At 51.3% G+C, this 23,762-nt stretch carries 18 protein-coding genes and 2 pseudogenes; 11 read left to right on the top strand and 9 right to left on the bottom strand.

From position 1 onward, the window contains the following. Positions 1–32: 32 nt before the first annotated feature. From cysM to mazG, 4 genes are all read left to right on the top strand, one after another. A complete protein-coding gene (gene cysM, locus O3276_RS00765; RefSeq protein ID WP_269673927.1) occupies positions 33–917 on the top strand; it encodes a cysteine synthase CysM in 885 nt (294 codons plus the stop codon). Positions 918–1,064: 147 nt separating this feature from the next. Continuing rightward, positions 1,065–2,402 carry a 23S rRNA (uracil(1939)-C(5))-methyltransferase RlmD gene (gene rlmD, locus O3276_RS00770; protein WP_269673928.1) on the top strand — a complete coding sequence of 446 codons (1,338 nt, stop codon included), beginning with the start codon at positions 1,065–1,067 and terminating at the stop codon, positions 2,400–2,402. Between the two features lie 274 nt (positions 2,403–2,676). Further along, positions 2,677–4,929, top strand: a complete 2,253-nt coding sequence (relA, locus tag O3276_RS00775) for a GTP diphosphokinase (protein WP_269673929.1) — start codon at positions 2,677–2,679, stop codon at positions 4,927–4,929. 233 nt (positions 4,930–5,162) lie between these two features. Beyond that, on the top strand, positions 5,163–5,969 hold the full coding sequence (gene mazG, locus O3276_RS00780; protein WP_269673930.1) for a nucleoside triphosphate pyrophosphohydrolase: 807 nt from the start codon (positions 5,163–5,165) through the stop codon (positions 5,967–5,969). 48 nt (positions 5,970–6,017) lie between these two features. Here the strand turns inward: mazG and O3276_RS00785 are convergent, their stop codons facing one another. Next, entirely contained in the window at positions 6,018–6,818 is an 801-nt protein-coding gene (locus O3276_RS00785; RefSeq protein WP_269673931.1) for a type IV pili methyl-accepting chemotaxis transducer N-terminal domain-containing protein, read from the bottom strand. Positions 6,819–6,875: 57 nt separating this feature from the next. On the opposite strand from O3276_RS00785, the pseudogene O3276_RS00790 reads away from it, so the two are divergent. Continuing rightward, positions 6,876–6,932: pseudogene (locus O3276_RS00790) on the top strand (hypothetical protein); the annotation flags it as partial. Here the strand turns inward: O3276_RS00790 and O3276_RS00795 are convergent. Together O3276_RS00795 and trmJ are read right to left on the bottom strand one after the other, a co-directional pair. After that, the gene (locus O3276_RS00795) at positions 6,933–7,472 is read right to left on the bottom strand and encodes a GNAT family N-acetyltransferase (RefSeq protein ID WP_269676065.1); all 540 of its coding nucleotides are present in this window, start codon (positions 7,470–7,472) and stop codon (positions 6,933–6,935) included. It abuts the pseudogene before it with no gap. Beyond that, on the bottom strand, positions 7,465–8,250 hold the full coding sequence (gene trmJ, locus O3276_RS00800; RefSeq protein WP_347710319.1) for a tRNA (cytosine(32)/uridine(32)-2'-O)-methyltransferase TrmJ: 786 nt from the start codon (positions 8,248–8,250) through the stop codon (positions 7,465–7,467). Before trmJ ends, O3276_RS00795 begins: the two co-directional genes overlap by 8 nt. 148 nt (positions 8,251–8,398) lie before the next feature. On the opposite strand from trmJ, the gene O3276_RS00805 reads away from it, so the two are divergent. Genes O3276_RS00805 through cydC form a run of 3 tightly spaced genes read left to right on the top strand, consistent with a single transcriptional unit; the run spans position 8,399 to position 11,896 of the window. After that, positions 8,399–8,923 (top strand): ABC transporter transmembrane domain-containing protein, encoded by a 525-nt coding sequence (locus O3276_RS00805; protein ID WP_269673932.1) that lies wholly within the window; start codon positions 8,399–8,401, stop codon positions 8,921–8,923. Positions 8,924–8,934: 11 nt separating this feature from the next. Further along, positions 8,935–10,212 carry an ATP-binding cassette domain-containing protein gene (locus O3276_RS00810; RefSeq protein ID WP_269673933.1) on the top strand — a complete coding sequence of 426 codons (1,278 nt, stop codon included), beginning with the start codon at positions 8,935–8,937 and terminating at the stop codon, positions 10,210–10,212. Next, positions 10,202–11,896 (top strand): heme ABC transporter ATP-binding protein/permease CydC, encoded by a 1,695-nt coding sequence (cydC, locus tag O3276_RS00815; protein ID WP_269673934.1) that lies wholly within the window; start codon positions 10,202–10,204, stop codon positions 11,894–11,896. The genes O3276_RS00810 and cydC overlap by 11 nt, the downstream gene beginning before the upstream one ends. A gap of 197 nt (positions 11,897–12,093) precedes the next feature. On the opposite strand, the gene O3276_RS00820 is transcribed toward cydC, so the two are convergent. From O3276_RS00820 to O3276_RS00840, 5 genes and pseudogenes are all read right to left on the bottom strand, one after another. Next, positions 12,094–13,740 carry an HAD family acid phosphatase gene (locus O3276_RS00820; RefSeq protein ID WP_269673935.1) on the bottom strand — a complete coding sequence of 549 codons (1,647 nt, stop codon included), beginning with the start codon at positions 13,738–13,740 and terminating at the stop codon, positions 12,094–12,096. A gap of 213 nt (positions 13,741–13,953) precedes the next feature. Next, positions 13,954–14,698 (bottom strand): annotated as a pseudogene (locus O3276_RS00825) (YciK family oxidoreductase). A 49-nt stretch (positions 14,699–14,747) separates the two neighbouring features. Next, positions 14,748–15,425 (bottom strand): HAD family hydrolase, encoded by a 678-nt coding sequence (locus O3276_RS00830; RefSeq protein ID WP_269675914.1) that lies wholly within the window; start codon positions 15,423–15,425, stop codon positions 14,748–14,750. A 93-nt stretch (positions 15,426–15,518) separates the two neighbouring features. Further along, positions 15,519–16,244, bottom strand: a complete 726-nt coding sequence (gene ubiG, locus O3276_RS00835; RefSeq protein ID WP_269673936.1) for a bifunctional 2-polyprenyl-6-hydroxyphenol methylase/3-demethylubiquinol 3-O-methyltransferase UbiG — start codon at positions 16,242–16,244, stop codon at positions 15,519–15,521. A gap of 89 nt (positions 16,245–16,333) precedes the next feature. Continuing rightward, positions 16,334–16,852: a hypothetical protein gene (locus O3276_RS00840; RefSeq protein WP_269673937.1), complete on the bottom strand. Its 519-nt coding sequence runs from the start codon at positions 16,850–16,852 to the stop codon at positions 16,334–16,336. A 382-nt stretch (positions 16,853–17,234) separates the two neighbouring features. Here O3276_RS00840 and gyrA point away from each other — a divergent pair, with 382 nt between their 5' ends. The 3 genes from gyrA (at position 17,235) to pheA (ending at position 22,168) form a co-directional block, all read left to right on the top strand. Further along, the gene (gyrA, locus tag O3276_RS00845; RefSeq protein ID WP_269673938.1) at positions 17,235–19,838 is read left to right on the top strand and encodes a DNA gyrase subunit A; all 2,604 of its coding nucleotides are present in this window, start codon (positions 17,235–17,237) and stop codon (positions 19,836–19,838) included. Between the two features lie 114 nt (positions 19,839–19,952). Then, the gene (serC, locus tag O3276_RS00850; protein WP_269673939.1) at positions 19,953–21,083 is read left to right on the top strand and encodes a 3-phosphoserine/phosphohydroxythreonine transaminase; all 1,131 of its coding nucleotides are present in this window, start codon (positions 19,953–19,955) and stop codon (positions 21,081–21,083) included. Continuing rightward, positions 21,083–22,168 carry a prephenate dehydratase gene (gene pheA / locus O3276_RS00855; protein ID WP_269673940.1) on the top strand — a complete coding sequence of 362 codons (1,086 nt, stop codon included), beginning with the start codon at positions 21,083–21,085 and terminating at the stop codon, positions 22,166–22,168. Before serC ends, pheA begins: the two co-directional genes overlap by 1 nt. A 181-nt stretch (positions 22,169–22,349) precedes the next feature. Here the strand turns inward: pheA and O3276_RS00860 are convergent, their stop codons facing one another. Then, positions 22,350–23,399, bottom strand: coding sequence for a hypothetical protein (locus tag O3276_RS00860; RefSeq protein WP_269673941.1), 1,050 nt, complete (start codon positions 23,397–23,399; stop codon positions 22,350–22,352). Between the last annotated feature and the right edge of the window lie 363 nt (positions 23,400–23,762).

The following is a 23,762-nucleotide window of genomic DNA, read 5'->3' on the forward strand; positions in this document are numbered from 1 at the left end:
GGAATAATAAAGTCTACGTAAGTTATATGTCCATGGAATATCCGACAATAGAGTCGATTATTGGCAACACCCCGCTGGTTCGTCTGCAGCGTATGCAGGGGAAGAGTTCAAATACCATACTACTGAAACTGGAAGGACAAAATCCGGCCGGTTCCGTGAAAGACCGACCAGCCCTGTCCATGATCGCCGAGGCGGAACGCCGCAATGCCATCAGCCCGGGGGACACATTAATTGAAGCCACCAGTGGCAATACCGGTATAGCGCTCGCCATGGCAGCGGCCGTCCGCGGTTACCGGATGATCCTTATTATGCCGGACAATATGAGCGCCGAGCGTCGTGCAGCAATGAGTGCTTATGGAGCAGAACTGATTCTGGTCAGCAATGGCATGGAGGGTGCCCGGGATAAAGCGTTGGAAATGCAGCAACAGGGCCTGGGCAAAGTACTTAACCAGTTTGCCAATCCGGATAATCCCCTGGCGCATTACGGGACCACCGGGCCTGAAATCTGGCAGCAGACTCAGGGTACGGTCACGCATTTTATCAGTTCCATGGGCACTACCGGGACGATAATGGGAACCTCCCGTTATCTGAAAGCGAAGAATCCTGCCATTCAGATCGTTGGCCTGCAACCGGAACAGGGAGCTCAGATACCAGGCATCCGTCGTTGGAGTCCCGAATACCTGCCTGCGATTTTTCACCGTTCCGCCGTTGATGAGGTGATGGATATTGGTCAGACAGAAGCTGAAGAATGCATGAGGCGGCTGGCCCGGGAAGAAGGCATATTCTGCGGTGTTTCTTCAGGGGGAGCCGTTGCTGCTGCCCTGAGACTGTCAAAAAGCGTAGCGCATGCCACCATTGTGGCGATTATCTGTGACCGTGGTGATCGTTATCTTTCCACGGGCGTATTTCTGCCATAGGAAAACCGTTCAACGGTTTCTCGGGCCATGATTGAATTTCCATGTATGCAGGTATGAATCCGGGTTTGTTGTGCTCGATATCCAAGGTAACATTGCGCTTTTAAACGGCCATGGGCCATGGTTTCAAGAGAATGTTGGAAGTACTCTATGCGCTTTAAACGTGCTGCCTCAACCCCTGTTATTATTCATGAGGATGTGCGTATTGACGGGCTTTCCCATGATGGTCGCGGGATTGCCCGCTACCATGGGAAGACCCTCTTTATTGACGGTGCACTGCCGGGCGAAACCGTTCGTGTCCGGGTTCTGGAAGACAAACGTCGTTTTATCAATGCCCGTGTCACAGAAGTGCTGTCGGCATCACCCGAGCGCCGTGAGCCTGCCTGCGCCCATTTTCGTCAGTGCGGAGGCTGCAGCCTGCAGTACTGGTCCCACGAAGGGCAGCTTGACAGCAAGCAGTACATCGTTCTCGATCAGTTAAGGCGATTTGCCCGGGTTGTGCCTGAGCACATTGAAGAACCACTGGTTTCTCCCCCCTACGGCTATCGTCATCGTTGCCGTTTTGCCATCCGCTGGCGTAAAGGCAGACTGAGCCTTGGTTTTCGGGAAAAGGGCAGTAATGCCATCTGTGACATTAATGAATGCCCCATACTGGCAGAGCCTTTGCAGGATATGCCCGTACTGCTGAAGTCATTTTTGCCAACGTTAACCGGCCGGGAAGCCATTTCCCACGTGGAGTGCTTTCTGGCAGAGCAGGGGCGCGGGTTACTGCTGCGTCATATTCGTCCTCTGTCTCAGGAAGACCAAACCCTGTTGACAGCGTTTGCTTCTGCCCATCAGCTGTTGCTGTACCTGCAGGATAGTCCGGAGAACATCCGGCTTTTATATCCTGCCAGATCTGACGACGATGCCGCCGTTGCATTGCATTACTCGCTGCCTGAACCGGGGGTGCAGCTGTACTTCCGGCCACAGGACTTTACCCAGGTCAACCGGGTGATTAATCAGGCGATGGTTGAGCAGGCTATCCAGTGGCTTGCTCCGAAGGCATCCGATAAAGTGCTTGACCTGTTCTGTGGCCTGGGTAATTTCTCTCTGCCACTGGCGAAAAAGTCAGGCCATGTGACGGGGGTTGAGGGTTCACCGGGTTCAGTTGCCCAGGCGTCAAGAAATGCCGGTCTGAATGGTTTGAGTAATGTAAGTTTTCACTGCGCAGACCTGGCCAGTGATTTCACCACTGAGTCCTGGGCAAAAGAGCATTACGATATAGTGGTTCTCGACCCCCCAAGGGCCGGTGCGGATTTTATGATTGAGCAACTGGCCAGTTTATTGCCTGACCGACTGTTGTATATTTCCTGCAATCCGGCAACCCTTGCCAGGGATGCAGGCAGTCTGGTCTCCCATGGCTTCAGGCTTGAGCGTTTGTGTGTAATGGATATGTTTCCGCAAACTTCTCATGTTGAGTCCATGGCGCTTTTTGTCAGGTCATAGTCAAAAAGTAATTTATTGGAAAGTAGCCTGTTAATGGCTGCTTTGGGGTAGTAGTCTTGGAGCCTGTCCGAGAATAGACTGCCCTACTGCGGTTGCGATAAATTGGTCTAAAAATTCCTGCTTCTTCGTCAAATAGCCCCGCTATTCTCCTCAGAATCAGAAATTTTTATCCTCAATTTCTCGCAATCCTCGCTACGGGCGCTATTCTCGGACAGGCTCCTAGCCCGACGCCTGACAGGGCATCATTTTTGAATAAAGAGATGGAATGGAATAGATGGTCAAGGTCAGAGAGGATCAGCCCCAGCTCTACGACGGCAGTGTCGACCTGGGTGCCTGGCTGAATCGCCTGCAGGAACGTTACGGCGTTGGTGATACGGATAGTCTGAGGGAGGCCTGTGAGCTGGCCCAACAGGCTGAGCTGCTGGCATTGCAGCGGTCTCTCGAATCTGAAGAAACAGTCTGGCCTACGGGAAAAGGGTGTTTCCGGACCGGTCTGGAAATGGCCGAGATTCTGGCCGAGCTGAAACTGGATATGGATACCCTGGTTGCTGCGGTCCTCTATCGGGCTGTCCGAGAAACCAAGCTCTCTCTTGACCAGGTGGAAGAGAATTTTGGCAAGGTGGTTGCCGGTCTGATCAAAGACGTTCAGGGCATGGCGGCCATCAGCAATATCCAGAACCCGAGAAAGCAGGTTCTCGATCATCGTCAGGACCAGCTGGAAAAAGTTCGCAAGATGCTGGTGTCCATTATTGACGATGTCCGTGTTGCCCTGATCAAACTGGCTGAGCGCACCTGCGCTATCCGGGCTGTTCAGCATGCCAGTAAGGAGAAACGTCAGCGGGTTGCCAGGGAGGTGTTTGAAATTTATGCGCCGCTGGCCCATCGGCTGGGTATTGGTTATATCAAGTGGGAGCTGGAAGATCTCTCCTTCCGTTACCTTAAACCCCAGGACTATAAGAAAATTGCCAGGCTACTGGATGGCAAACGACTGGATCGCCAGAAATACATTACCAACGTCGTAGATGCCCTGAAAGCGTCGCTGTCGGATGCACGGATTGAGGGGGATGTCAGTGGCCGGGTAAAGCATATCTACAGTATCTGGCGGAAGATGAAACGGAAAAACGTCGATTTCCGTGATCTCTACGATATTCGTGCGGTCCGTATTCTCACCAATGAAGTCCGTGACTGTTATGCGGCACTGGGGGTGGTGCACTCGCTCTGGAATCATATTCCCAAGGAATTTGATGATTACATTGCCACTCCGAAAGAGAATGGCTACCGCTCCCTGCACACGGCGGTGTTTGGCCCTGAAGGCAAAACCCTTGAAGTTCAGATACGCACCCATGATATGCATGAGGAAGCAGAGCTGGGTGTTTGCGCACACTGGAAGTACAAGGGCACTGACGTTAATAGCCGCAGTGACAGCTACGAGGAAAAAATTTCCTGGCTGCGTCAGGTGATGGAGTGGCATGAAGACCTTGGTGATCTGGGTGAGCTGGGTGGTCAGTGGCGTGCGGATGTCGAGCCAGACCGAATCTATGTGTTTACCAAAGATGGGCATGTGGTTGATCTGTCGGTGGGAGCCACCCCGATCGATTTTGCCTACCGGATTCACTCAGAAGTGGGCAGCCGCTGCAGAGGCGCAAAAGTTGCCGGTCGTATTGTCCCGTTAACCCATAAACTGAAAACCGGCGATCAGGTGGAAATCCTTACTGCTCCCAATGCCCACCCCAGCCGGGACTGGCTGAACCCTGATCTTGGTTATGTCACCACCAGTCGTGCCAGGGCCAAGATCACCAGCTGGTTCAAAAAACAGGATCGGGACGCCAATATCGCCGATGGTCAGAGCCTGCTGGAATTGGAGCTTAAGCGTCAGGCGTTGCAGAGTGTTAATTACCCGGAGCTTGCCCAGGCGGTTAACTGCCTGTCACCGGATGATATGTTTGCCGGTATCGGTGCCGGTGACATAAAACTTCGCCATGTGGTTTCCCTGGCACAGAAGCAGGTTGCGCCGGAAGAGGAGAAGACGTTTGAAATTCGCACCAAACCACAACAGGAACGGTTATCGGACAGCACCATTACCATTGATGGTGTCGGTAATCTGCTGACTCAGATGGCGGGTTGCTGCCAGCCGGTGCCGGGGGATCCGATCATCGGTTATATCACCGTTGGCCGTGGTGTAACCATTCACCGGGAAGACTGTAACACGGCGCTCTCTTTGCGCAGTCGTGAGCCGGAGCGCCTGATAGAAGTTAACTGGGGAACCCGTCCGGACTACAGTTACCCGGTTGATGTTATCATTACGGCTTATGACCGCCCGGGCCTGTTAAGAGATATTACCGTGGTATTGGCTAACGATAAGGTGAATGTTCTGTCTATGCAGACCCGGACCAGCAAGGAAGAGCATTTAGCCAGCATGCTGCTGACTATGGAAGTTCCCAGTCTGGAGAGCCTGGGACGCATCCTGGCCAAGGTCAGTCAGTTGCCCAATGTTATCGATGCTGTTCGTCATCGTAAAATGAGTTAAGTTATCTATTGGTTTCCAGGCTTGGAGGGTGTTGCCAAAGGCTTTAAAAGAAGGGAACCACAAAGACACAAAGTTTTTTCCGGGCTTGCCTGAGCTACGCTCAGCAAACAAAAAGGCTTCCTTTGTGTCTTCGTGCCTCTGTGGTTCAAGGCTTTTGTGCCTTTTAAAGCACCATCACCTGACGTAGGGATCCCTTTCGTTTTAATGCTTTTACACTCTTCAAGGAGCCGGGTTTGTCACATTCCATTGATGATCTGATTACTTTGATGGCCAGACTCAGAGATAGAGAACATGGTTGTCCATGGGATCTGAAACAGACTTTCGCCACCATTGCCCCCTACACACTGGAAGAGGCCTGCGAAGTTGCCGAAGCCATTGAGCGGGAAGATTACGACAATCTGAAAGAAGAGCTGGGTGACCTGTTATTTCAGGTGATTTTCCATGCCCAGATGGCCAGAGAAAACGGCTTTTTTGACTTTGCCGACATCAGTGAGGGGATATTGGCAAAATTGCTGCGCCGACATCCCCATGTCTTTCCTGATGGAAGTCTGGAGTCGTTTGCTACCGAACAACAGCTGACGCCTGAACAGGTCAAGCAGACGTGGGAGGAAATAAAGGCCGAAGAAAAAACACTGAAAGGCCCCAAAGAGAGTCACTCAGCCATGCCTGATGATTTGCCGACAATGCTGCCAACCTTGCAGCGTGCTGAAAAAATTCAGGCAGCAGCGGCCAGAGTGGGTTTTGACTGGCCGGAGCCAGAGCCGGTGTTTGACAAGATTCACGAAGAGCTGGATGAAATCCGTGTCGCCAGAAGTGAAAGTCAGGAGCGGATTTCGGAAGAGGTGGGTGACCTGTTATTTGCCTGTGTCAATCTTGCCCGGCACCTCGGTGTTGATGCCGATATGGCATTGCGTAAAGCCTGCCATAAATTTGATCATCGGTTCCGGAAAATGGAAGCTCTTGCTACGGAACATGAGGAACGTTTTGAACAGCTGACGCTGGAAGAGATGGAGAGCTACTGGCAGCAGTGTAAACAATGAGACTGGAGAAACTGCCTCCGTTGTTAACCGGAGGCAGGTTATGTTCTGTCAGCCATTGGATTTTATCATTAGCTGTTCATAGTCGTAGGTCAGGGCGTTCATTTTTTTCAAAATCGATTCGGTTGTTACTGAGACCACGGTGGGAACAAAATGGCCCTGGTGACTGATTTTGAATCCGGCATTGGTAAAATCCCACTGGCTCTGGACTTTCGCCAGCTTTTGTTTGATATCACTGGAGTTCAACTCTGATTGACGGAGCGTTGTCAGTGCGCTGCCAAATTCATCAATGGCCAGATCCAAAGATTGATCAACCGACAGATCCTTAACGCCCCATGCCCGGGTAATATAGAGCTTGGCGATACGCTGACTGAGCATTCGCTGTCGGCCGGAAATATTCACCAGTTGACCGGCTTTATGTCCGGCGTGTTCAGTAATGGTTTTAACCACGGTTTCACTGCGAGCCAGAAGTTCATCACTCAGTGCCAGAATGGTCAACGCTTTTTCGCGCGTTGGGGTCTCAAGGACTTTTAAACGGAACTCCTGCCAGGTGATGGCGGCATCATTCAAGCTGTTGCGAATCTGATCGTTAGGGGCGTAATCCATAAGTTCAAGAAATTGCTGCTCGAACAGGGCCATACTGGTATCCAGGTCAGCTGTCGCTTGATCCGGATTTACATCGGAGCCAATCATAATGTAACTTTTAGCGATCCTCTGACTGAGCATTCGCTGGCGACCTGCCTTGTTAATGGCTTCTGCATCATTGATGGTTGCCGCTGCAGGCAGCGAAGTTATGACCAGAGTGAACAGGATGCTGAGCAGGCCTGAAATCTTGAAAATCTGATTTAACATATCCGTATCTATGAATTGTTATTGATTGAAAAGGCGGATAATACCTGAAAATTACTTATGATTCGCCTTTCCAAATTTATTGCGGATGCTGGTTATTGTTCACGGCGGCAGGCTTCACGACTGATAGAAAGCGGGTGTGTGCTGGTTAATGGCAGGCCGGGATTGCATATTGATCGAATAGCATCGATTGCTTCGGGACGAAGAAATTTCAGGCCGCTTCGGGCAACGGGCCATCAATAAGAAAGTGTGTCCCTGTTGCCGGTACCTCAGGTAAGGAGCCAGGATATCAGAAGGTACACTGGTCGGCTCCGGGCTGAAAAAGCCTGCTCTCTGGTAAAAGAGTGTAAGGTGAACGTAGGGGTAGCACCAGCAGTTGACAGCGTTTAGATCCTTCAGGACTTCGCTCAAAAAGAACGAGCCAATACCCTTTCTTTGGGCATGGCTGGCGACCTGGACGCTTCTCAACAGATAACCGTTGGATTTTGGACTGGCCCTCAGGCCTGCGATAATGTTTCCCTTCAAACAGCGGGCTACCCAGACCCGCTCCTCACCCGACGCTTTTCCCTTGTGCCCGTTCTCTTTAAAAAAGCGGTTAACCAGGGGAAAGGCAATGGGGCTGAGTTCCTCAACGGTATGCACAGCACACTCAGTCACGGCTGTTTCCGGATGCTTTCTGGGCGGCTCCCAGAATGCCCCGCAACATATTCAGCTCTTTGGCTTCGGGGCGGGCACGGTTGAACAAGCGACGCAGCCGGGTCATGACCAGCCCCGGGTGCTGTTGAATAATAAAATTGATGTCGGTCAAGGTGGTTTCCAGGTGCTCGTAGAACTTTTCCAGCTCCTGATTCAGCGGGTATTCCTGTTCCGGTGTTGCACCGTGCCAGTGGTTCTCTTTATTCAGCGATGCCTTGAAGATCTCATAACAGAGAATCTGAATGGCTGAGGCGACATTAAGTACCGGGTACTCCGGGTTCGCATCAATACTGGTATGGAAGTGGCACTTTTCCAGCTCGCTGTTGGTCAGGCCCATGGTTTCCTGGCCAAATACCAGGGCAACGGGTGATTGGCGGGATTCACAGAGAAGTTTCTCCGCACACGCTTCAGCCCCCAGCATCGGGCGTGAAAACGAATGGGTGCGTGTTCTGGCACTGGTGCCGATGACCAGGGAGCAATCGGCAATGGCTGCATCCAGTGAGTCAAAGACCCGGGCGTTTTCCAGCACATCCAGGGCACCGGCCGCCATGGAGTCCGCCTCCGGTGCGGGAAATCGTTGCGGTGTTACCAGGCAGAGGTCACTCAAGCCCATGGTTTTCATGGCCCGGGCAGCGGAGCCTATGTTGCCGGGGTGGAAGGTATTGATAAGGATGATGCGAATATTTTGAAGCATGGTGACCAATGGTTGAATAACAGAAGAGGCTGTCCTTTTGGACACTCTTTTAGCAAGAGCTGAACCACAAAATAAATTTGACCCGTAATTATAGGGGGCGAAAGTACTTGAAAACCAGTCTTCGTGGTGAGTACCGATCGAGTTATGTACAATGCGCCGCAGTGGTCAGTAGTCCGGGAAATACATTGAAAAGATGAGTCAAACTACACAAAAGCAAGCCTATCGCTGGTTGTTACGGCAGATCGGGGCGGCCCGGCACTGGCTGCTGATCTCCATGGGCCTGGGTTTGCTCAATGGCGTCTTGCTGATTATTCAGGCTTCGATCATGGCAGGAATGATCCATCAGCTGGTGATGGAGGGAGCCACCCGGGAGGTGCTGACGGACGATTTTTTCCGGGTGCTGGTGTTGGTTGTTGCCCGTGGTGCCTGCACCTGGGGGCGTGAGTTTTGTGGTTTTCGGGCAGGTGCCTGTGTTCGGGTAGAAGTGCGTAAACTATTGCTGGATAAGTTACGTCGCCTTGGGCCGCTGGTGATTGCTGAGCGGCCTGCCGGTAGCTGGTCGGCGATTGTTGTGGAACAGGTGGAAGAGCTTCAGGAATTTATTGCCAGATACCTGCCTCAGATGGCTCTGGCGGTGATGTTACCGGCCATTATGCTGGTGGTTGCTTTCCCACGAAGTTGGGTAGTGGGCATTATTTTCTGGGAACAGCGCCACTGATTCCGGTTTTTATGGTTCTGGTAGGAATGAAAGCCGCACAGGCGAACCGGAAAAACTTTCAGGCACTTTCACGCCTGGGGGGCTTCTTTCTGGATCGGCTGCAAGGGTTGGAAACGCTGAAACTCTTTCAGCGAACAAGTTTTGCACAAACACAGTTAGCCGATGCCAGTGAAGACTTTCGGATAAAGACCATGCAGGTGCTCCGTCTGGCGTTTCTGTCATCAACGGTGCTGGAGTTTTTTGCTTCGGTGTCCATTGCGCTGGTGGCGGTGTTTCTGGGGATGAGTTTTCTGGGTCATATTACCTTTGGTGGTGAAGTGACACTGTATACCGGGCTGTTTCTGTTGCTGCTGGCTCCTGAGTATTATCAGCCGCTGCGGGAGCTGGGAACCTATTATCACGCCAGGGCCAAAGCGGTTGGTGCGACGGAAGAGATTCTGGACATATTATCCCGGAAAGAATCGGAGGCACACCATGGCGGGTTGTCTTTGCCAGAGGCAATGCCGCTGACTCTGGAGGTAAAAGAGCTATCCGTGTCGGCAACCATAAAGTCCGCAGTTAACCCGCTGTCGACAAACGCATCAGACAACAAACAGCCACTGTTGCTGGATCGTCTGTCGTTTAAGATCGAACCCGGAACCCGGGTCGGTATTATTGGCAGCAGCGGTGCCGGTAAAACAACGCTGATCAATACGCTGATGGGCTTCTGGAACTACCGGGGTGAAATAAAGGCAGGCGGGCAATCGCTGGCGGATACCCGGCTCGACAGCTGGCGTAAAGCGATTGCCTGGTTGGGCCAGCAGCCATTGATTATCCATGGCTCCGTTTATGACAATATTTCCTTTGGACGCGCAGTTTCCCGTGAACATTGTCTCGACGCCCTGGCCAGGGCTCAGGGTATGGATATTCTGGCAAACCTGCCGGATGGGCTGGACAGTGTCCTTAAAGAGCAGGGCGGTAACCTGTCGGTTGGTCAGGCCCAGCGGATTGCCCTGGCAAGAGCCCTGGTGTTGCCGGTGCGGTTATTAATTCTGGACGAACCGACAGCCAGCCTGGATTCTGTCAGTGAGAGCCTGGTGCTGGATGCCCTGGATGCCATACCTGACGATTGCACTGTTATCACCATTACTCACCGAATCAGCCAGCTCAAGGCCATGGATCAGATCCTGATGCTGGAAAAAGGGAGGTTGGTGGCTGACGGCTCTCCGGCAGCGCTGGCGAGGGAAAGTGCTCAGTATCAGCAGTTTATCAGTATGCATCGTAATCAGGGGAGTCTGGATGATGAATGACCTGTGGCCTTTCCTGAAATTGTACCGTCAGCATCTGGGGATGCTGTCATTGGGAATTCTGCTGGCAATAGTTACCCTGCTGGCGAGCCTCAGCCTGCTCTCACTGTCCGGCTGGTTTATCACTGCCACCGCCATCGCCGGGTTGACCTTTACCACGGCCCAGACCTTTAACTTCTTTACCCCGGGGGCGGGTGTTCGGGGCTTTTCCATTGCCCGTACCGCTGCCCGCTATGCAGAACGTCTGGTCAGCCATGACGCCACGTTCCGGCTGTTGTCAGGCCTGCGCAGCTGGTTTTTCAGTAAATTGATTCCACTCTCCCAGGAGCAGCTCGGACAGTACCGTAAAGGCGAGCTGCTTGATCGGCTGGTGGCTGATATTGATGCCCTGGATCAGCTCTATCTGAGGCTGGTCAGCCCATTGCTGTCTGCTGTTAGTGTTGCTCTGCTGTTTTCACTGTTTATCTCTTTTTTCAGTACTGCAGTGGCCATGGTGGTGTTGCTGGTGATGATGCTCTGGATTATCTCCATGCCGTTGCTGTTTTATGTCCTGGGTCGCAGGACCGGGGAGTCAATGGGGGTCAGGCAGGCACGTTTGCGCCAGGAGGTATTGGATTATCTGCAGGGTATGGCGGAACAGCAGATCTATGGCAGTGATGCCAATAGTCGCGCCTCGATGGCTGAATCGGAACAGAAACTGGTTGCCGACCAGTCCCGCATGGCCGTGATGGAAGGCTTCGGCTCCGCCCTGTTTGTTTCCGGCTCCGGTGCGGCGGCATTACTGGTATTGTATATCGCCAGTGGTGAGATGAGTGCAGGCCTGTTCAGTGGGCCGGTTATGGTTATGATGGTGTTTGGGATGCTGGCCAGTTTTGAAGCGCTGATGCCGTTGCCCGTTGCTTTTCAGTTTCTCAGTCGTACACGACAGGCGGCCAGTCGTTTGAGACAGGTGGTGAAGTCGCCGGTGGTTGTATTTCCGGAAAAGGCAACCGGAGAAGTATTAAAAGGTGAGATTCAGTTTACTGAGGTTTCCTGTCGCTATGCCAGTAACAGCGGTACCAATAATCAACCAGTCATTAATAAGCTATCACTTCGCATTCCTGCAGGCAGCCATATTGCTCTGCTCGGTAAAACCGGATGCGGTAAATCAACGCTGATCAAGTTATTGAGCCGTGGATTGGAGCCCTCTGGTGGCAAGATTTTACTGGATGGGCAGCTGATTCAGGAATTGTCAGAACAGGCACTTTACCGTGGCATCACGTTTGTCCCTCAGAAAACGCATGTGTTCAGTGCCACGCTCAGGGAGAATCTGCTGTTGGCTGCACCTGCGGCAACGGATGCACAGCTGTTAACAGTCGTTAACGATTCAGGTCTGAAAGGGCTTGCTGCTGCCAGGGAAAACGATGGTGATCTGCTGGATATCTGGCTGGGGCAGGGTGGCATTGCTTTATCCGGCGGAGAGCAGCGTCGTCTGGCCATTGCCCGGGCTTTGCTGAAACCGGCCCCGGTACTGGTGATGGATGAGCCGGGGGAAGGGTTGGATGTTCAAAGTGAACAGGTATTGATGGATACCGTTTTAGGGCAATTCAAAGACAGTACCATCATTATGATCACCCATAAGCGAACGGCCCTGGGAAAGATGGATCAGGTCTTTCGAATGGAAAACGGCAGTTTGATCAAATGGTAATGACAAACCTTGTTCGATGAGTTTGATGTGTACAATCTCCGCTCACCTTGAGCGCTCTTCGACTCGGCTCAGGATGCACGGTCGAAGGGTGATTGGCACAGAATTCAGGGTATGGGGTTTACGCCTTTCGACTCCGCTCAAGACGAACGGAGTTTGGGGGGCAATAAAAGAACCATCAATTACATTGAAACCATGTTCTAGCGCTGTGCCGCTTTATGCAGATCTTTTTCAGGCCAATCTTCTATTAAGCTTTTGCGAATGTCAGAACGTTCCTGATCACTCAACTGGCAAATATCTTTTCCTGCAATCTGTGAATAGTACTGCCGCATCCAGGTTTTGTTGACCGGATTGGGAATAATAAAATATTTTCTTCCGTACAGGTTTCTGGTTTTTTCAACGGAAGCCCGGTCAAAAGGTGATAACCCTTGCTCCTTTAAATCAAAGTCATCCAGAAGGTCACCGACAAACAGTCTGACATCGTATTTTTTTCCATTGATCCTCCCGGACATAATGGCTTTTCGCTGGTGCTCCTTATCACAGCTTTTTTTATTGACCGGACAATATTTGGAGCGGTTCAGCAAATTGGCCTGAGTAACTTTGGGGAAGCCATTGGCTGCCAGTTGTTTTAAGGTGAATTTTTCTACATCCCCTTTATGGCCGTGGCGACCAGAAGAGTGCTCCCGGGCAGTTAGATAAAAGATTTCATAACCCAGGGCAGCCGCTTTGTTTAAAAACTCTCTGGCACCGGGAATGGAGGTGGATTGAAGCTGTTTTTCGTAGTTCCTCATCTTCGCTTCAGGTTCAGGGAACGCTTTGCAAAGAGGTGGGATTAAATGATTTGGAGAGTAGTCTATTAGCGTGCCATCAATATCAACAATAATTGCCCGATCAGTGGCGTGGCGGTTTTCAGGGGCTTCAAGAGCCTTGTTGGCCAGGTTATAAGCTTGAATAGCGGTGGCATCGAAATCTGCAGATTTTCTGACCCAGAGATCGGCCATGATAATATGCTGCCGGTAGCTCTCGGGAACAGGCAATGGTAACTCTGTGTCGTTAACCTGGCGGATGCGAGCCCGGTGTTTTTCTGCCGGGCTCAGTGTTCGGTAGTCTTTGCTGATGGCTTCTTCCCAGAATCCGTAAACAGTGTTTGGCAGAATAAACCACTGGCGGCCAAGTTTGTCCTGATGCTGACTGACCCACTTTTTCTTTTCAGGGTAGAGGCCTTTAGCTACCTCACCAAGATCCTCCAGCTGGTCACCAAACAGCATGATCGGGTGGTAGCCCGCTTTTATGATGTGCTGGCGCTTGTCCTCTTTGCTGAGGGTCATGTTTTTTTCTGCCTGGAGAATCACATTTCTTTCACTGATAACCGGAAAACCCAATTGCTTCAGTTTATTAATAGTAATGGTTTTTACATCGTTAAAACGGCCGCTGATATAGAAAATTTCAATGCCCAGACTATTGGCTTTTTGCAGGAATTCAACGGACCCTGGCAGTGCTTTCGTCTCTTGATGATTCCACCAGAACCTGGACCGCTCGATACTTCGGGATTCATGGGTGTCAACCAAACTGGTAAAATAGCGGGTGCCTGATATCAGAGTATCATCAATATCGGTAATTATTGCAGGCTTTTTACCTTCAGGCGTCTTTGTCAAAAGCGCTTCCAGTTGATCAGTTGCGCCGTTAAAACTCTGGTAAAAGTAAGCGCAGTATTCCCCGGAATGCTGTTGCCAGTTTGCGGCAATGATAACTTCATTGTTTAAAGCTTTCTGACCAACGCTATCAGCAAATAGGGGCTGTATGAGTAATGGTGAAAGTAATAGGGCGGCCAAAACTTTCATGTCCATTTTCTTTTCTTTAAAACGTCGAATTTTCATAATTCTGATTGTGATAATTCTATTTAAGATAAGAATGACCGCATCAGAATAGACGAAAAGAAACAGAGTCTATGGAAGTGTTTGTTCTCAGTGTACTGATGAATAAGTTCTTTTTTATTGACAACGCCGTTGAAACCATCGTTTGATGCCCCGACGTTCAGTCAGGGCCAGGAAGTGAGTTTTTTACTGTTGGGCATGAAAAGCGAGGCCGTTGATGTCCTTACTTTCGTCCCCCATCAGGTAAAGGTAAACCGGCATGATGTCTTCCGGTGTGGGGAGTGTTTCAGGATCTTTCTCCCGGAAAGGCCGCCGCTCTCATTGAGGTACGGGTGCCACCGGGGTTGATGCTGTTGGCACGCACAGAGCTGATACCGTCTTCCTCATCTGCCACGATTTGCATCAGACCCTCAGTGGCAAATTTTGACACGCTATAGGCTCCCCAGTGCGCCCGTCCCTGGTGACCCACGCCGGACGAGGTAAAAATGATCGACGCCTTTTCTGACAGGCGGAGCAGGGGCAGCAGTTCCCGGGTCATGATAAAGGCTGAATTCAGATTAACCTGCATGATGCGCAGCCAGGTTTCTGTGGGAAACTGGCTGATGGGTTTCAGTTCACCTAAAAGGCTGGCGTTGTGCAACAGACCGTCAAGGCGACCAAATTCGTTCTCAATGGTTTCAGCCAGATTACTGAAATCGATATCACCCGCGCTTTCCAGGTTTAGTGGATAGATGGCTGGTTGCGGCCACTGATTGAGTTCAATTTCATCGTACACCGCTTCCAGTTTTTCCGTGCTTCTGCCCAGCAGAATGACGGTGGCACCGTGGCGGGCATAGGTAAGGGCGGCGACCCGGCCAATACCACTGCCGGCTCCGGTTACCAGTATGACTTTATCCTTCAGCAGGTCTTTCGGAGCCTGGTAGGTAAACATGATGTTACTCCCTGGTTTTTAGTTTGCTGCGCGATTTTCAAACAGCCTGTCAGGCATGGGACCTGTCTTTGATGATTTGCCAGTTGTGCTGTTCAAACCAGCGGTGCAGCTGCTGGACATGGTCGATATTCAGGTCCGCACCCCACTGTGCAGGATCTTCACCCTCAGAAATGTAGCCATAATGCGCGGCAACGGTGATCATGCCTGCTTGTTTTCCAGCTTCGATATCACGAATATGGTCGCCTATATAGACACTGAGCTGCGGTGAACTGCCGGACTGTCGGCAGGCAAGAAAGAGGGCTTCCGGGTCTGGTTTCGGCTTTATGACATCCTCCGGGCAGACAATGGCATGACTTCGTTCCAGCAGACCAATTTGCCGGATCAATGAGAGGGCATAGGGTCTGGGTTTATTGGTGACAATACCCCAGGCGATATCCCGACGTTCAAGTTCCCCGATCAGTGACAGTATGCCGGGGTAGGGCCGGGCAAATGATGAACGACTGTGGTCCTGGATATGCCGATCATAGTATTGCAGAAACAGGGCCCTTTTCTGTTCCAGCTCATCGCCGGGCGCAAGATTGAAGGCAAGCTTCATCAGCGCCCGTGAGCCGGCAGAAACATTCTGCCGAATCAAATGGCTATCCATTGCCGGGTGCTGGTGATCTGCCAGCATTTGATTCACGGTAATCACAAAGTCTTCTGCGGTGTCCAGCAGGGTGCCGTCCAGATCAAAAAAACGCCTTCAATGGCTTTCATCATCGTTACTCTTGGTTATTTCCCGGATGGCAGTGGTTCTCGTTGCCAGAAACTGAGCCATCAGTTAAGGGGTGGCTGACTTTGAGCCATAAATCAGGTAATTGACGTCTACATCCTTCGGGTTAAGCCGGTACACTTTCGTCAAAGGATTGTAGGTCATCCCGGTCATGTCATGAATATTCAGTCCCGCTTTTCTCATGTCCCGGGTCAATTCACTGGGCTTGATAAATTTCTTGTGCTCATGAGTGCCTTTTGGCAGCAGTTTGAGTATGTATTCCGCACCGACAATGGCAAACAGGAATGATTTGGGGTTGCGGTTGATCGTGGCAAAAAAGATCTGTCCACCGGGTTTCAGGAGTTTGCTGCAGGCTTTGATGACGGAAGCCGGGTCGGGAACGTGCTCCAGCATTTCCAGGCAGGTCACCACATCGAATTGGCCGGGCATCTCTTCGGCCAGCTCCTCAGCGGTAATTCGGCGATAGTTCACCTCAACACCACTTTCCATACTGTGCAGGCGGGCCACAGACAGGGGGGCTTCGCCCATGTCAATGCCAGTGACCCGGGCACCCCGTTGCGCCATGGACTCACTCAGAATGCCGCCACCGCAGCCAATATCAATCACTTGTTTTCCGGCCAGTCCAACACGTTCATCAATATAATTCAGACGCAGGGGATTGATCTCATGAAGTGGCCTGAACTCACTGTCCGGGTCCCACCAGCGGCTGGCCAGTTCTTCAAACTTGGCGATTTCTCCGAGGTCCACATTTTGGGCTGAGCGCATGTCGGGCATTGTTCTGATCCGTCAAAGCAGTGTAATTGAGGCAGTCAGGGCTGCCATATCTGCGGATTATACCGTTAATCCTGCAGCCGACCACAGTGCTAAGTTCTGGAGTTGCCCGGGAGTGAAAAATTGAACTTCAGTACGCCTGTAATCTCTCCATCAATCCCCTCAACTGGCCTGGTTTTATAAAAAAAGTTCAGGCTGTCAATAGTCAGTGCTGCTTTTTTTTCATAGGGGGCGAGACGACTGGGGTCCAGCTTTCCGGGATTACCTGGTTTAACCGGTTTAGTCGCTTCAACGGCAGGCTCATTTTTTTCAGCAGGTGCTGTTTTAGTTGCTTTTGTTTTGTTACTTACCGCCTCAGCCTTCTGAAGGGCACGGTCGGCAAGTGCTTTTTTGAGATCCTCTTTTACATCTGTACCATGGTCGATTGCAGAAGCCAGATAATTGACAAGGTTCTTTAATTCGTTTTTGGCTTCGACAGACCATTTATTCTCAAACCATGCCTGCTTTACTTTGCGTGAACAAGCAGCTGCCAAGTCTACGTGCTCAGAAACTTTGTTATATACATTCGGGTCTATACCCATTCCACGGAGGAATTCTTCTCCTATCTGCATGGTAACAATCCTTTGTTGAGTTTAAGTATCAAGCGTCAGTGCTTACTTCAAATCTAGTCCGGTTCAGGAAAAAACACAGGTTTACCCAGTTGGTACTTTTTTGGCGATTTCCTGAAAGCGGTTGTCTGCCCTGTGTCATTGATGGACCGGCAAAAAACATATTCCCAAAGTGGTTGATGCATCTCGCGGATAAGGCATGAATTGTGGTAACATGGCGGTTTTGAAAATCAATTACCTTAGGCGATCATTCCATTGAGATGCTCTGGGAAAGAGCATTTTTTCTGTTTGGATAAGACTTTATTATCGGTGTCCTGGTCCACAGAACTGGGATGGATGCTGACCGCTATCTGTTGGCCGTAAGCAAAAGGACGACTGGGTTTCCATGACTGAAATTGCCAAAGAGATTCTCCCGGTAAATATTGAAGATGAACTCAAGCAGTCCTATCTGGACTACGCCATGAGTGTCATCGTTGGTCGTGCCCTGCCTGATGTACGTGACGGGCTCAAGCCCGTGCACCGGCGCGTACTGTTCGCCATGAGCGAACTGGGCAACGACTGGAACAAACCTTACAAAAAATCTGCCCGTGTGGTCGGGGATGTGATCGGTAAATACCATCCCCACGGCGACTCTGCAGTCTATGACACCATTGTCCGGATGGCGCAGCCATTTTCCCTGCGCTACATGCTGGTTGATGGTCAGGGCAACTTCGGCTCCATTGACGGTGACTCCGCCGCAGCGATGCGTTACACGGAAATCCGGATGGACAAGATCGCCCATCAGTTGCTGGCGGATCTCGACAAGGAAACCGTAGACTATGTGCCTAACTACGATGGCACAGAGCAGATTCCTGCCGTTTTACCCACCCGTGTCCCTAACCTGCTGGTGAATGGCTCGGCCGGTATCGCGGTGGGCATGGCCACTAATATCCCGCCTCACAATATGACCGAGGTGGTGAATGGCTGTCTGGCGCTGCTGGATGATGAAGCGCTGACGGTTGATGACCTGATGGAGTACATCCCGGGTCCTGACTTCCCTACCGCAGCGATTATCAATGGTCGGGCTGGTATCCTTCAGGCCTATCGCTCTGGTCGTGGTCGTATCTACATTCGTGCCAGGGCCGATATCGAGCACGATGAAAAGAAAAACAAAAGCACCATTATTGTTACCGAGATCCCTTATCAGCTGAATAAGGCGCGCCTTATTGAGAAGATTGCCGAGCTGGTGAAAGACCGCAAGATTGAGGGTATTTCCGAGCTGCGCGATGAGTCTGACAAAGACGGCCTGCGTGTGGTGATCGAGCTTCGCCGTGGTGAAAATGCCGAGGTGGTGCTCAATAACCTGTATGCCCAGACCCAGCTTGAGTCCGTTTTTGGCATCAACCTGGTGGCTCTGGTGGACGGTCAGCCCAAGCTGCTCAACCTGAAAGAGTTCCTGGAAGCCTTTATCCGTCACCGCCGTGAGGTGGTCACCCGCCGGACCGTTTATGAGCTGAGAAAGGCCCGTGAGCGAGGTCATATTCTGGAAGGTCTGGCTGTTGCTTTGTCCAACATTGATCCGGTTATCCAGCTGATCAAGGACTCGCCAACACCGGCGGAAGCGAAAGAAAAGCTGATCGCCAAGGGTTGGAATCCCGGCCATATGATGGAGATGGCCGAGCGTGCCGGTGCCGATGCCTGTCGTCCAGATGATCTGCCTGAGGCTTATGGTCTCAGGGATGGGCTTTATTACCTGTCTCCGGTTCAGGCTCAGGCCATTCTGGAAATGCGACTGCACCGACTGACCGGTCTTGAGCATGAGAAGCTGCTGTCTGAATACCGTGAGCTGCTGGAGAAAATTGCCGAGCTGATTCTGATCCTCTGTGACCCAATGAAGCTGCGTGCCGTCATCCGGGAAGAGCTTGAGCAGGTTCGGGATGAATTTGGTGATGAGCGTCGTACCGAGATCACCAGCTCCCGTCGTGACTTGACGGTTGAAGACCTGATTGATGAAGAGGATATGGTGGTCACCCTGTCCCACGGTGGCTATGCCAAGACCACGCCCCTGGATACCTATCAGGCACAGCGTCGAGGTGGTCGTGGCAAGTCAGCGGCTTCCGTTAAGGAAGAGGACTATGTCGAGCATATGCTGGTGGCTAACACCCATACCCAGATCCTCTGCTTCTCCAGCAAGGGTAAGGTCTACTGGTTGAAGGTCTATCAGATCCCCCAGGCGGGCAGAACCTCCCGTGGTCGACCGATCGTTAATATTCTGCCGCTGGAGCAGAATGAGAAAATCACCGCCATGCTGCCGGTGGAAGAGTTTACCGAAGGTCATTTTGTCTTTATGGCGACGCTCAATGGCACGGTGAAGAAGACACCTTTGGAGCAGTTTGCCCGCCCACGCTCCTCCGGCCTGATCGCCCTGGGTCTGGATGAAGGGGATACCCTGGTGGGGGCTGAAATTACTACCGGAGAAAAGCAGGTGATGCTGCTGTCTAACGGTGGTAAGGCGGTTCGCTTTGAGGAGACCGATGTTCGTGCCATGGGCCGGACAGCCCGTGGTGTCCGTGGTATGAAGCTGCCTGAAGGTCAGCGGATTATCTCTCTGATTATTCCGGAGGAAGATACCCAGATTCTGACGGCCAGCGCCAAAGGTTACGGTAAACGCACTGCCGTTGATGAGTTCCGACTCACCAGCCGTGGTGGTCAGGGGGTTATCTCCATGCAGTGCACGGAGCGCAACGGTGAAATCGTGGGTGCTATCCAGGTGAAGAGCGGCGAGCAGATTATGCTGATTTCTGACCAGGGAACACTGGTGAGAACCGGGGTTGATGGCGTCTCTTCACTGAGTCGTAATACCCAGGGGGTTACGCTGATCCGTGTCTCTGACGGTGAAAAACTGGTGGGTGTTGCCCGTGTTGAGGAGCCAGAGGCTGTGGATGCGCCTGAGCTTGAGACTGAAGGGCAGGATGATCCCATTGCCAGCGAAGGGACGGTAGAATCCTGATAGTTTGAAAAACGCCAGCCCAGTGCTGGCGTTTTTCATCATGATACAGTTACTCACCCGGAGTCAGAGAGTTTGTCCCGGGGTAAACCGCCGTTTAGTGGCGAGGGAGTCATTGTGAAGCCTTGTGTAACAGATGGTGTAAATGATGTTCTGGCGCAGCTGGATAATCGGGTTTACAACTTTTCAGCCGGACCTGCACCGATTCCCTATGAGGTGCTGCAGCAGGCCCGGGATGAGATGATGAACTGGCAGGACGTGGGCGCTTCGGTAATGGAAGTGAGTCATCGGGGCAAGGAGTTTCTCGCGGTTGCCCATGGGGCCGAAAAAGACCTGCGTGATCTGTTTATGATCCCTGATAACTACAAGGTGCTTTTTCTGCAAGGGGGAGCCCGGGGGCAGTTTGCGGCGGTGCCATTGAACCTTAAGGGAGACAAGGTTTTTGCTGACTATGTCAACAGTGGTTACTGGGCCCAGTCAGCTATTAAAGAAGCCCAGCGCTACCTGGATGTGAATATTGTTGCTGATGGCAAGGACAGAGGCTTTAATGCGATGCCTGCCGAAGACCAGTGGCGGATAAGTAAAGATGCCGCTTATTTGCACTACACGCCCAATGAGACCATCGGTGGTCTTGAGTTTTCATTTATACCGGAGACCGGTGATGTGCCGCTGGTGGCGGATATGTCTTCCAATATCTTGTCCGGCCCGCTGGATGTCAGCAAGTTTGGTGTTATTTATGCCGGTGCCCAGAAGAATATTGGCCCGGCCGGTCTTACCGTAGTGATTGTTCGTGAAGACCTGTTGGAGCGCGGTTCATTGATGTGTCCTGCGGTGCTGGACTATAAGCTGCAAGCGGGCAATGATTCCATGTACAACACGCCGCCAACCTTTGCCTGGTACCTTGCCGGTCTGGTCTTTAAATGGCTGAAAAAACAGGGTGGGCTTGCAGCGATCAATGCGCTCAATGAGCGCAAGGCCAGCAAGCTGTACGCTCAGATTGATGGCTCCGGTTTTTATCAGAACCCGGTGGACCCAAAGTGGCGCTCCCGCATGAATGTGCCGTTTACACTGATCAACCCGGAACTGGATGCAACGTTCCTTGCCGAGTCCGAACAGGCAGGTTTTCGTTACCTGAAAGGGCACAAGGCGGTAGGCGGTATGCGGGCAAGTATCTATAATGCAGTGCCAGAGCAGCATGTGGATGCTCTTATTGACTTCATGAAAGAATTTGAACGGCGGTATGGATAATGGCAGAAGAGAAGTTGGGGCAGTTGCGAATTCAAATTGATTCGCTGGATCAGCAAATCCTTGATCTGATCAGCGAACGTGCGCGATGTGCCCAGGAAGTGGCCCGTGTAAAAACAGAAGCTGACCCCTCTGCTGTGTTTTACCGACCTGAGCGCGAAGCTCAGGTACTTCGTAATATCATGAAGAAAAATGACGGGCCTTTGAATGACGAAGAGATGGCCCGTCTGTTCCGTGAAATCATGTCTGCCTGTCTGGCGTTGGAAGATCCGGTCAAGGTGGCTTTTCTGGGGCCGGAAGGCACATTTACCCAGCAGGCTTCCCTGAAGCACTTCGGCCACTCTGCGGTTTGCGTGCCTATGGCGGCCATTGATGAGGTATTCCGGGAAGTGGCTGCCGGTGCGGTCCACTATGGTGTGGTGCCGGTGGAAAACTCCACGGAAGGTGTGGTCAGTCATACCCTGGACAGCTTTCTGGACTCTTCACTGAAGATCTGTGGTGAAGTGGTACTGCGCATCCATCAACACATGATGATTTCAGAAAACACCCGGCGGGATCATATTACCCGCATCTACTCCCATGCCCAGTCGTTTGCCCAGTGTCGCAAGTGGCTGGACTCCCACTGGCCCATGGCCGAGCGGGTGGCGGTCAGCTCCAACGCAGAAGCAGCGAAGCGGGTCAAGGGTGAGTGGAATTCTGCGGCCATTGCCGGTGATATGGCGGCAGAAATGTATGGTCTGGAAAAAATTGCCGAGAAAATTGAAGACCGCCCAGATAACTCAACCCGGTTTTTGATCATTGGCAATCAGCCGGTTCCACCCAGTGGTGATGACAAGACGTCAGTGGTCATTAGCATGCGCAACCAGCCGGGAGCGCTCCATGCGATTCTTGAGCCTTTCCATGTTCACAATATCGACCTGACACGGGTTGAGACCCGCCCATCCAGAACCGGAATCTGGAACTATGTGTTTTTTGTGGATTTTGAAGGTCATCAGGATGACCCTGTCGTTGGCAAGGTGCTGGAGAAGTTGGGTGAGCGTGCCAATGACCTCCGTGTGCTTGGTTCTTACCCCAAGGGTGTTCTCTGATCGTTGTTGTATTAAGCGGACAGGGATGATGATGGTTAAATATCCAAAGGCTCATGACCGGTGATGAGCCTTATAAGCTGACTTTTCTACCACGCTGCACAATGAATATGCTTGGCGGTCAAAGTGCAGGGCAGGTTGCTACCTGCCTTACCTGGGGATTTCCACGGGAGGCATTTCCGGTCTATATCCAGAACTCTAGTTCCATCTGATTATAACGATTGTAACCAGACAGAATTTTTTCCAACTCTTTTTGATCAACTGTGTTGAGCAACTTGAGTGCAGATTGTGCCTGTTCCATGGCGTTAGCAATGTCCACTGGTAATTCTTTTTCAGGCGCAGCTGACAGATGCTCCGGAAAATAATGCAGTGCTATCTGATCATCCAAATTATGCAATACCCGAAAGAGGTGACCTGTTTCTACGCCCCTCTTACCCAGTTCCGCAAGTTTATGGGACAGGTAACAGGCTGCAATGCTCTGCTTCGCTTGCTTAACCTCATTATTTTTATCTCTGGTCTTTTGGTCCATTTCCCGTAACTCATCCACGGGTAATCCTATGGCTAAACCAATCAAAAACCAGTTATGGCTCAATGGTAAACGACGCAGAAAATCCGGGGTTAGCGGTAGTGAACTGGTCGTGGTGACAGAGCTGTCATCATTCTGGCGATAGAGTGGTTTGATGGCAGGGGGCTGCTCAGAACCGGGCTCCAGAAATAAAGACAATTTCTTTCTGTTAATTGCAATGTAGCGATTTAACTTTCCTTCCAGTCTGGGTCCTGCAGCTTCGCGTAGAGCATATAAGATATGTGCCGGAGTCAGCAGCCCGGGCTGACAATGAGTTGCTGCAAGCAGTAGTTCGTATATCTGATCATGGTCGGCTTCATCAACAAATGATTCCTTGAGAATGCTCTGGATTATTGGCAATGACACCCCAAGGGCATTACCAATGGCGTCAGCAGGTATCTTGATCTTTGCAATTCCGTCAGCCAAACAAAGCATTTGTCTAGACAAATTGCCTTCATTTACAAGGCTAAAAGTTACTGGGTGACCTCTTAAGGCCTCAATGAAACGATGTGCACAACGGATGGCCATAATCTCAGGGTGGCTCATTATTTTTACCAGCTCATTTGTGGTCATGACCCCCCCTTGTTTGTCCAGAATCCTCTTCAGCAAAATCATGGTTGAAAATCGGTTGACTCTTTTTGGGATAGATTGCAGATCCTGATCCATCATCAGTTCCGGATATCCGGCCGCAAAGGCAATTGTTGCCTCCGGAACTGTGCAAACCTGATAGTCATCTTTTTTGACGATCTTATGTAACTTGAAGAAATCCAGCTGATAATCCAGCTCAGCATTGGCATCAACAGTCTCTACAAAGGGAGGCGATTGAGTCCCGAGCCGACTCTGGTCAAATACAATACCAAAAATTTTACAGTGCAAATTAACCAGATCAAATCTTGAAATACCCAACAGCATTGTATGCAGTTTTTTATGGGTTATCAGCAGTTTTTTCATGATTGCTTTATCTTGTCGATTGACGACAGGCAGGGATAAATAGTTAGCATGTGCATATTGCTGATGACTTGCAGTTTCTAA

Source organism: Endozoicomonas sp. GU-1 (assembly GCF_027366395.1).
Classification (GTDB): Bacteria; Pseudomonadota; Gammaproteobacteria; order Pseudomonadales; family Endozoicomonadaceae; genus Endozoicomonas.

What these genes read in the sequence shown, in the direction of transcription:
- cysM (WP_269673927.1), top strand. Translation starts at nt 33, where the DNA reads ATGGAATATCCGACAATAGAGTCGATTATTGGCAACACCCCGCTGGTT.
- rlmD (WP_269673928.1), top strand. Translation starts at nt 1,065, where the DNA reads ATGCGCTTTAAACGTGCTGCCTCAACCCCTGTTATTATTCATGAGGAT.
- relA (WP_269673929.1), top strand. Translation starts at nt 2,677, where the DNA reads ATGGTCAAGGTCAGAGAGGATCAGCCCCAGCTCTACGACGGCAGTGTC.
- O3276_RS00785 (WP_269673931.1), bottom strand. Translation starts at nt 6,818, where the DNA reads ATGTTAAATCAGATTTTCAAGATTTCAGGCCTGCTCAGCATCCTGTTC.
- O3276_RS00805 (WP_269673932.1), top strand. Translation starts at nt 8,399, where the DNA reads ATGAGTCAAACTACACAAAAGCAAGCCTATCGCTGGTTGTTACGGCAG.
- O3276_RS00810 (WP_269673933.1), top strand. Translation starts at nt 8,935, where the DNA reads ATGGTTCTGGTAGGAATGAAAGCCGCACAGGCGAACCGGAAAAACTTT.
- cydC (WP_269673934.1), top strand. Translation starts at nt 10,202, where the DNA reads ATGATGAATGACCTGTGGCCTTTCCTGAAATTGTACCGTCAGCATCTG.
- O3276_RS00820 (WP_269673935.1), bottom strand. Translation starts at nt 13,740, where the DNA reads ATGGACATGAAAGTTTTGGCCGCCCTATTACTTTCACCATTACTCATA.
- ubiG (WP_269673936.1), bottom strand. Translation starts at nt 16,244, where the DNA reads ATGCCCGACATGCGCTCAGCCCAAAATGTGGACCTCGGAGAAATCGCC.
- O3276_RS00840 (WP_269673937.1), bottom strand. Translation starts at nt 16,852, where the DNA reads ATGCAGATAGGAGAAGAATTCCTCCGTGGAATGGGTATAGACCCGAAT.
- gyrA (WP_269673938.1), top strand. Translation starts at nt 17,235, where the DNA reads ATGACTGAAATTGCCAAAGAGATTCTCCCGGTAAATATTGAAGATGAA.
- pheA (WP_269673940.1), top strand. Translation starts at nt 21,083, where the DNA reads ATGGCAGAAGAGAAGTTGGGGCAGTTGCGAATTCAAATTGATTCGCTG.
- O3276_RS00860 (WP_269673941.1), bottom strand. Translation starts at nt 23,399, where the DNA reads ATGATGGATCAGGATCTGCAATCTATCCCAAAAAGAGTCAACCGATTT.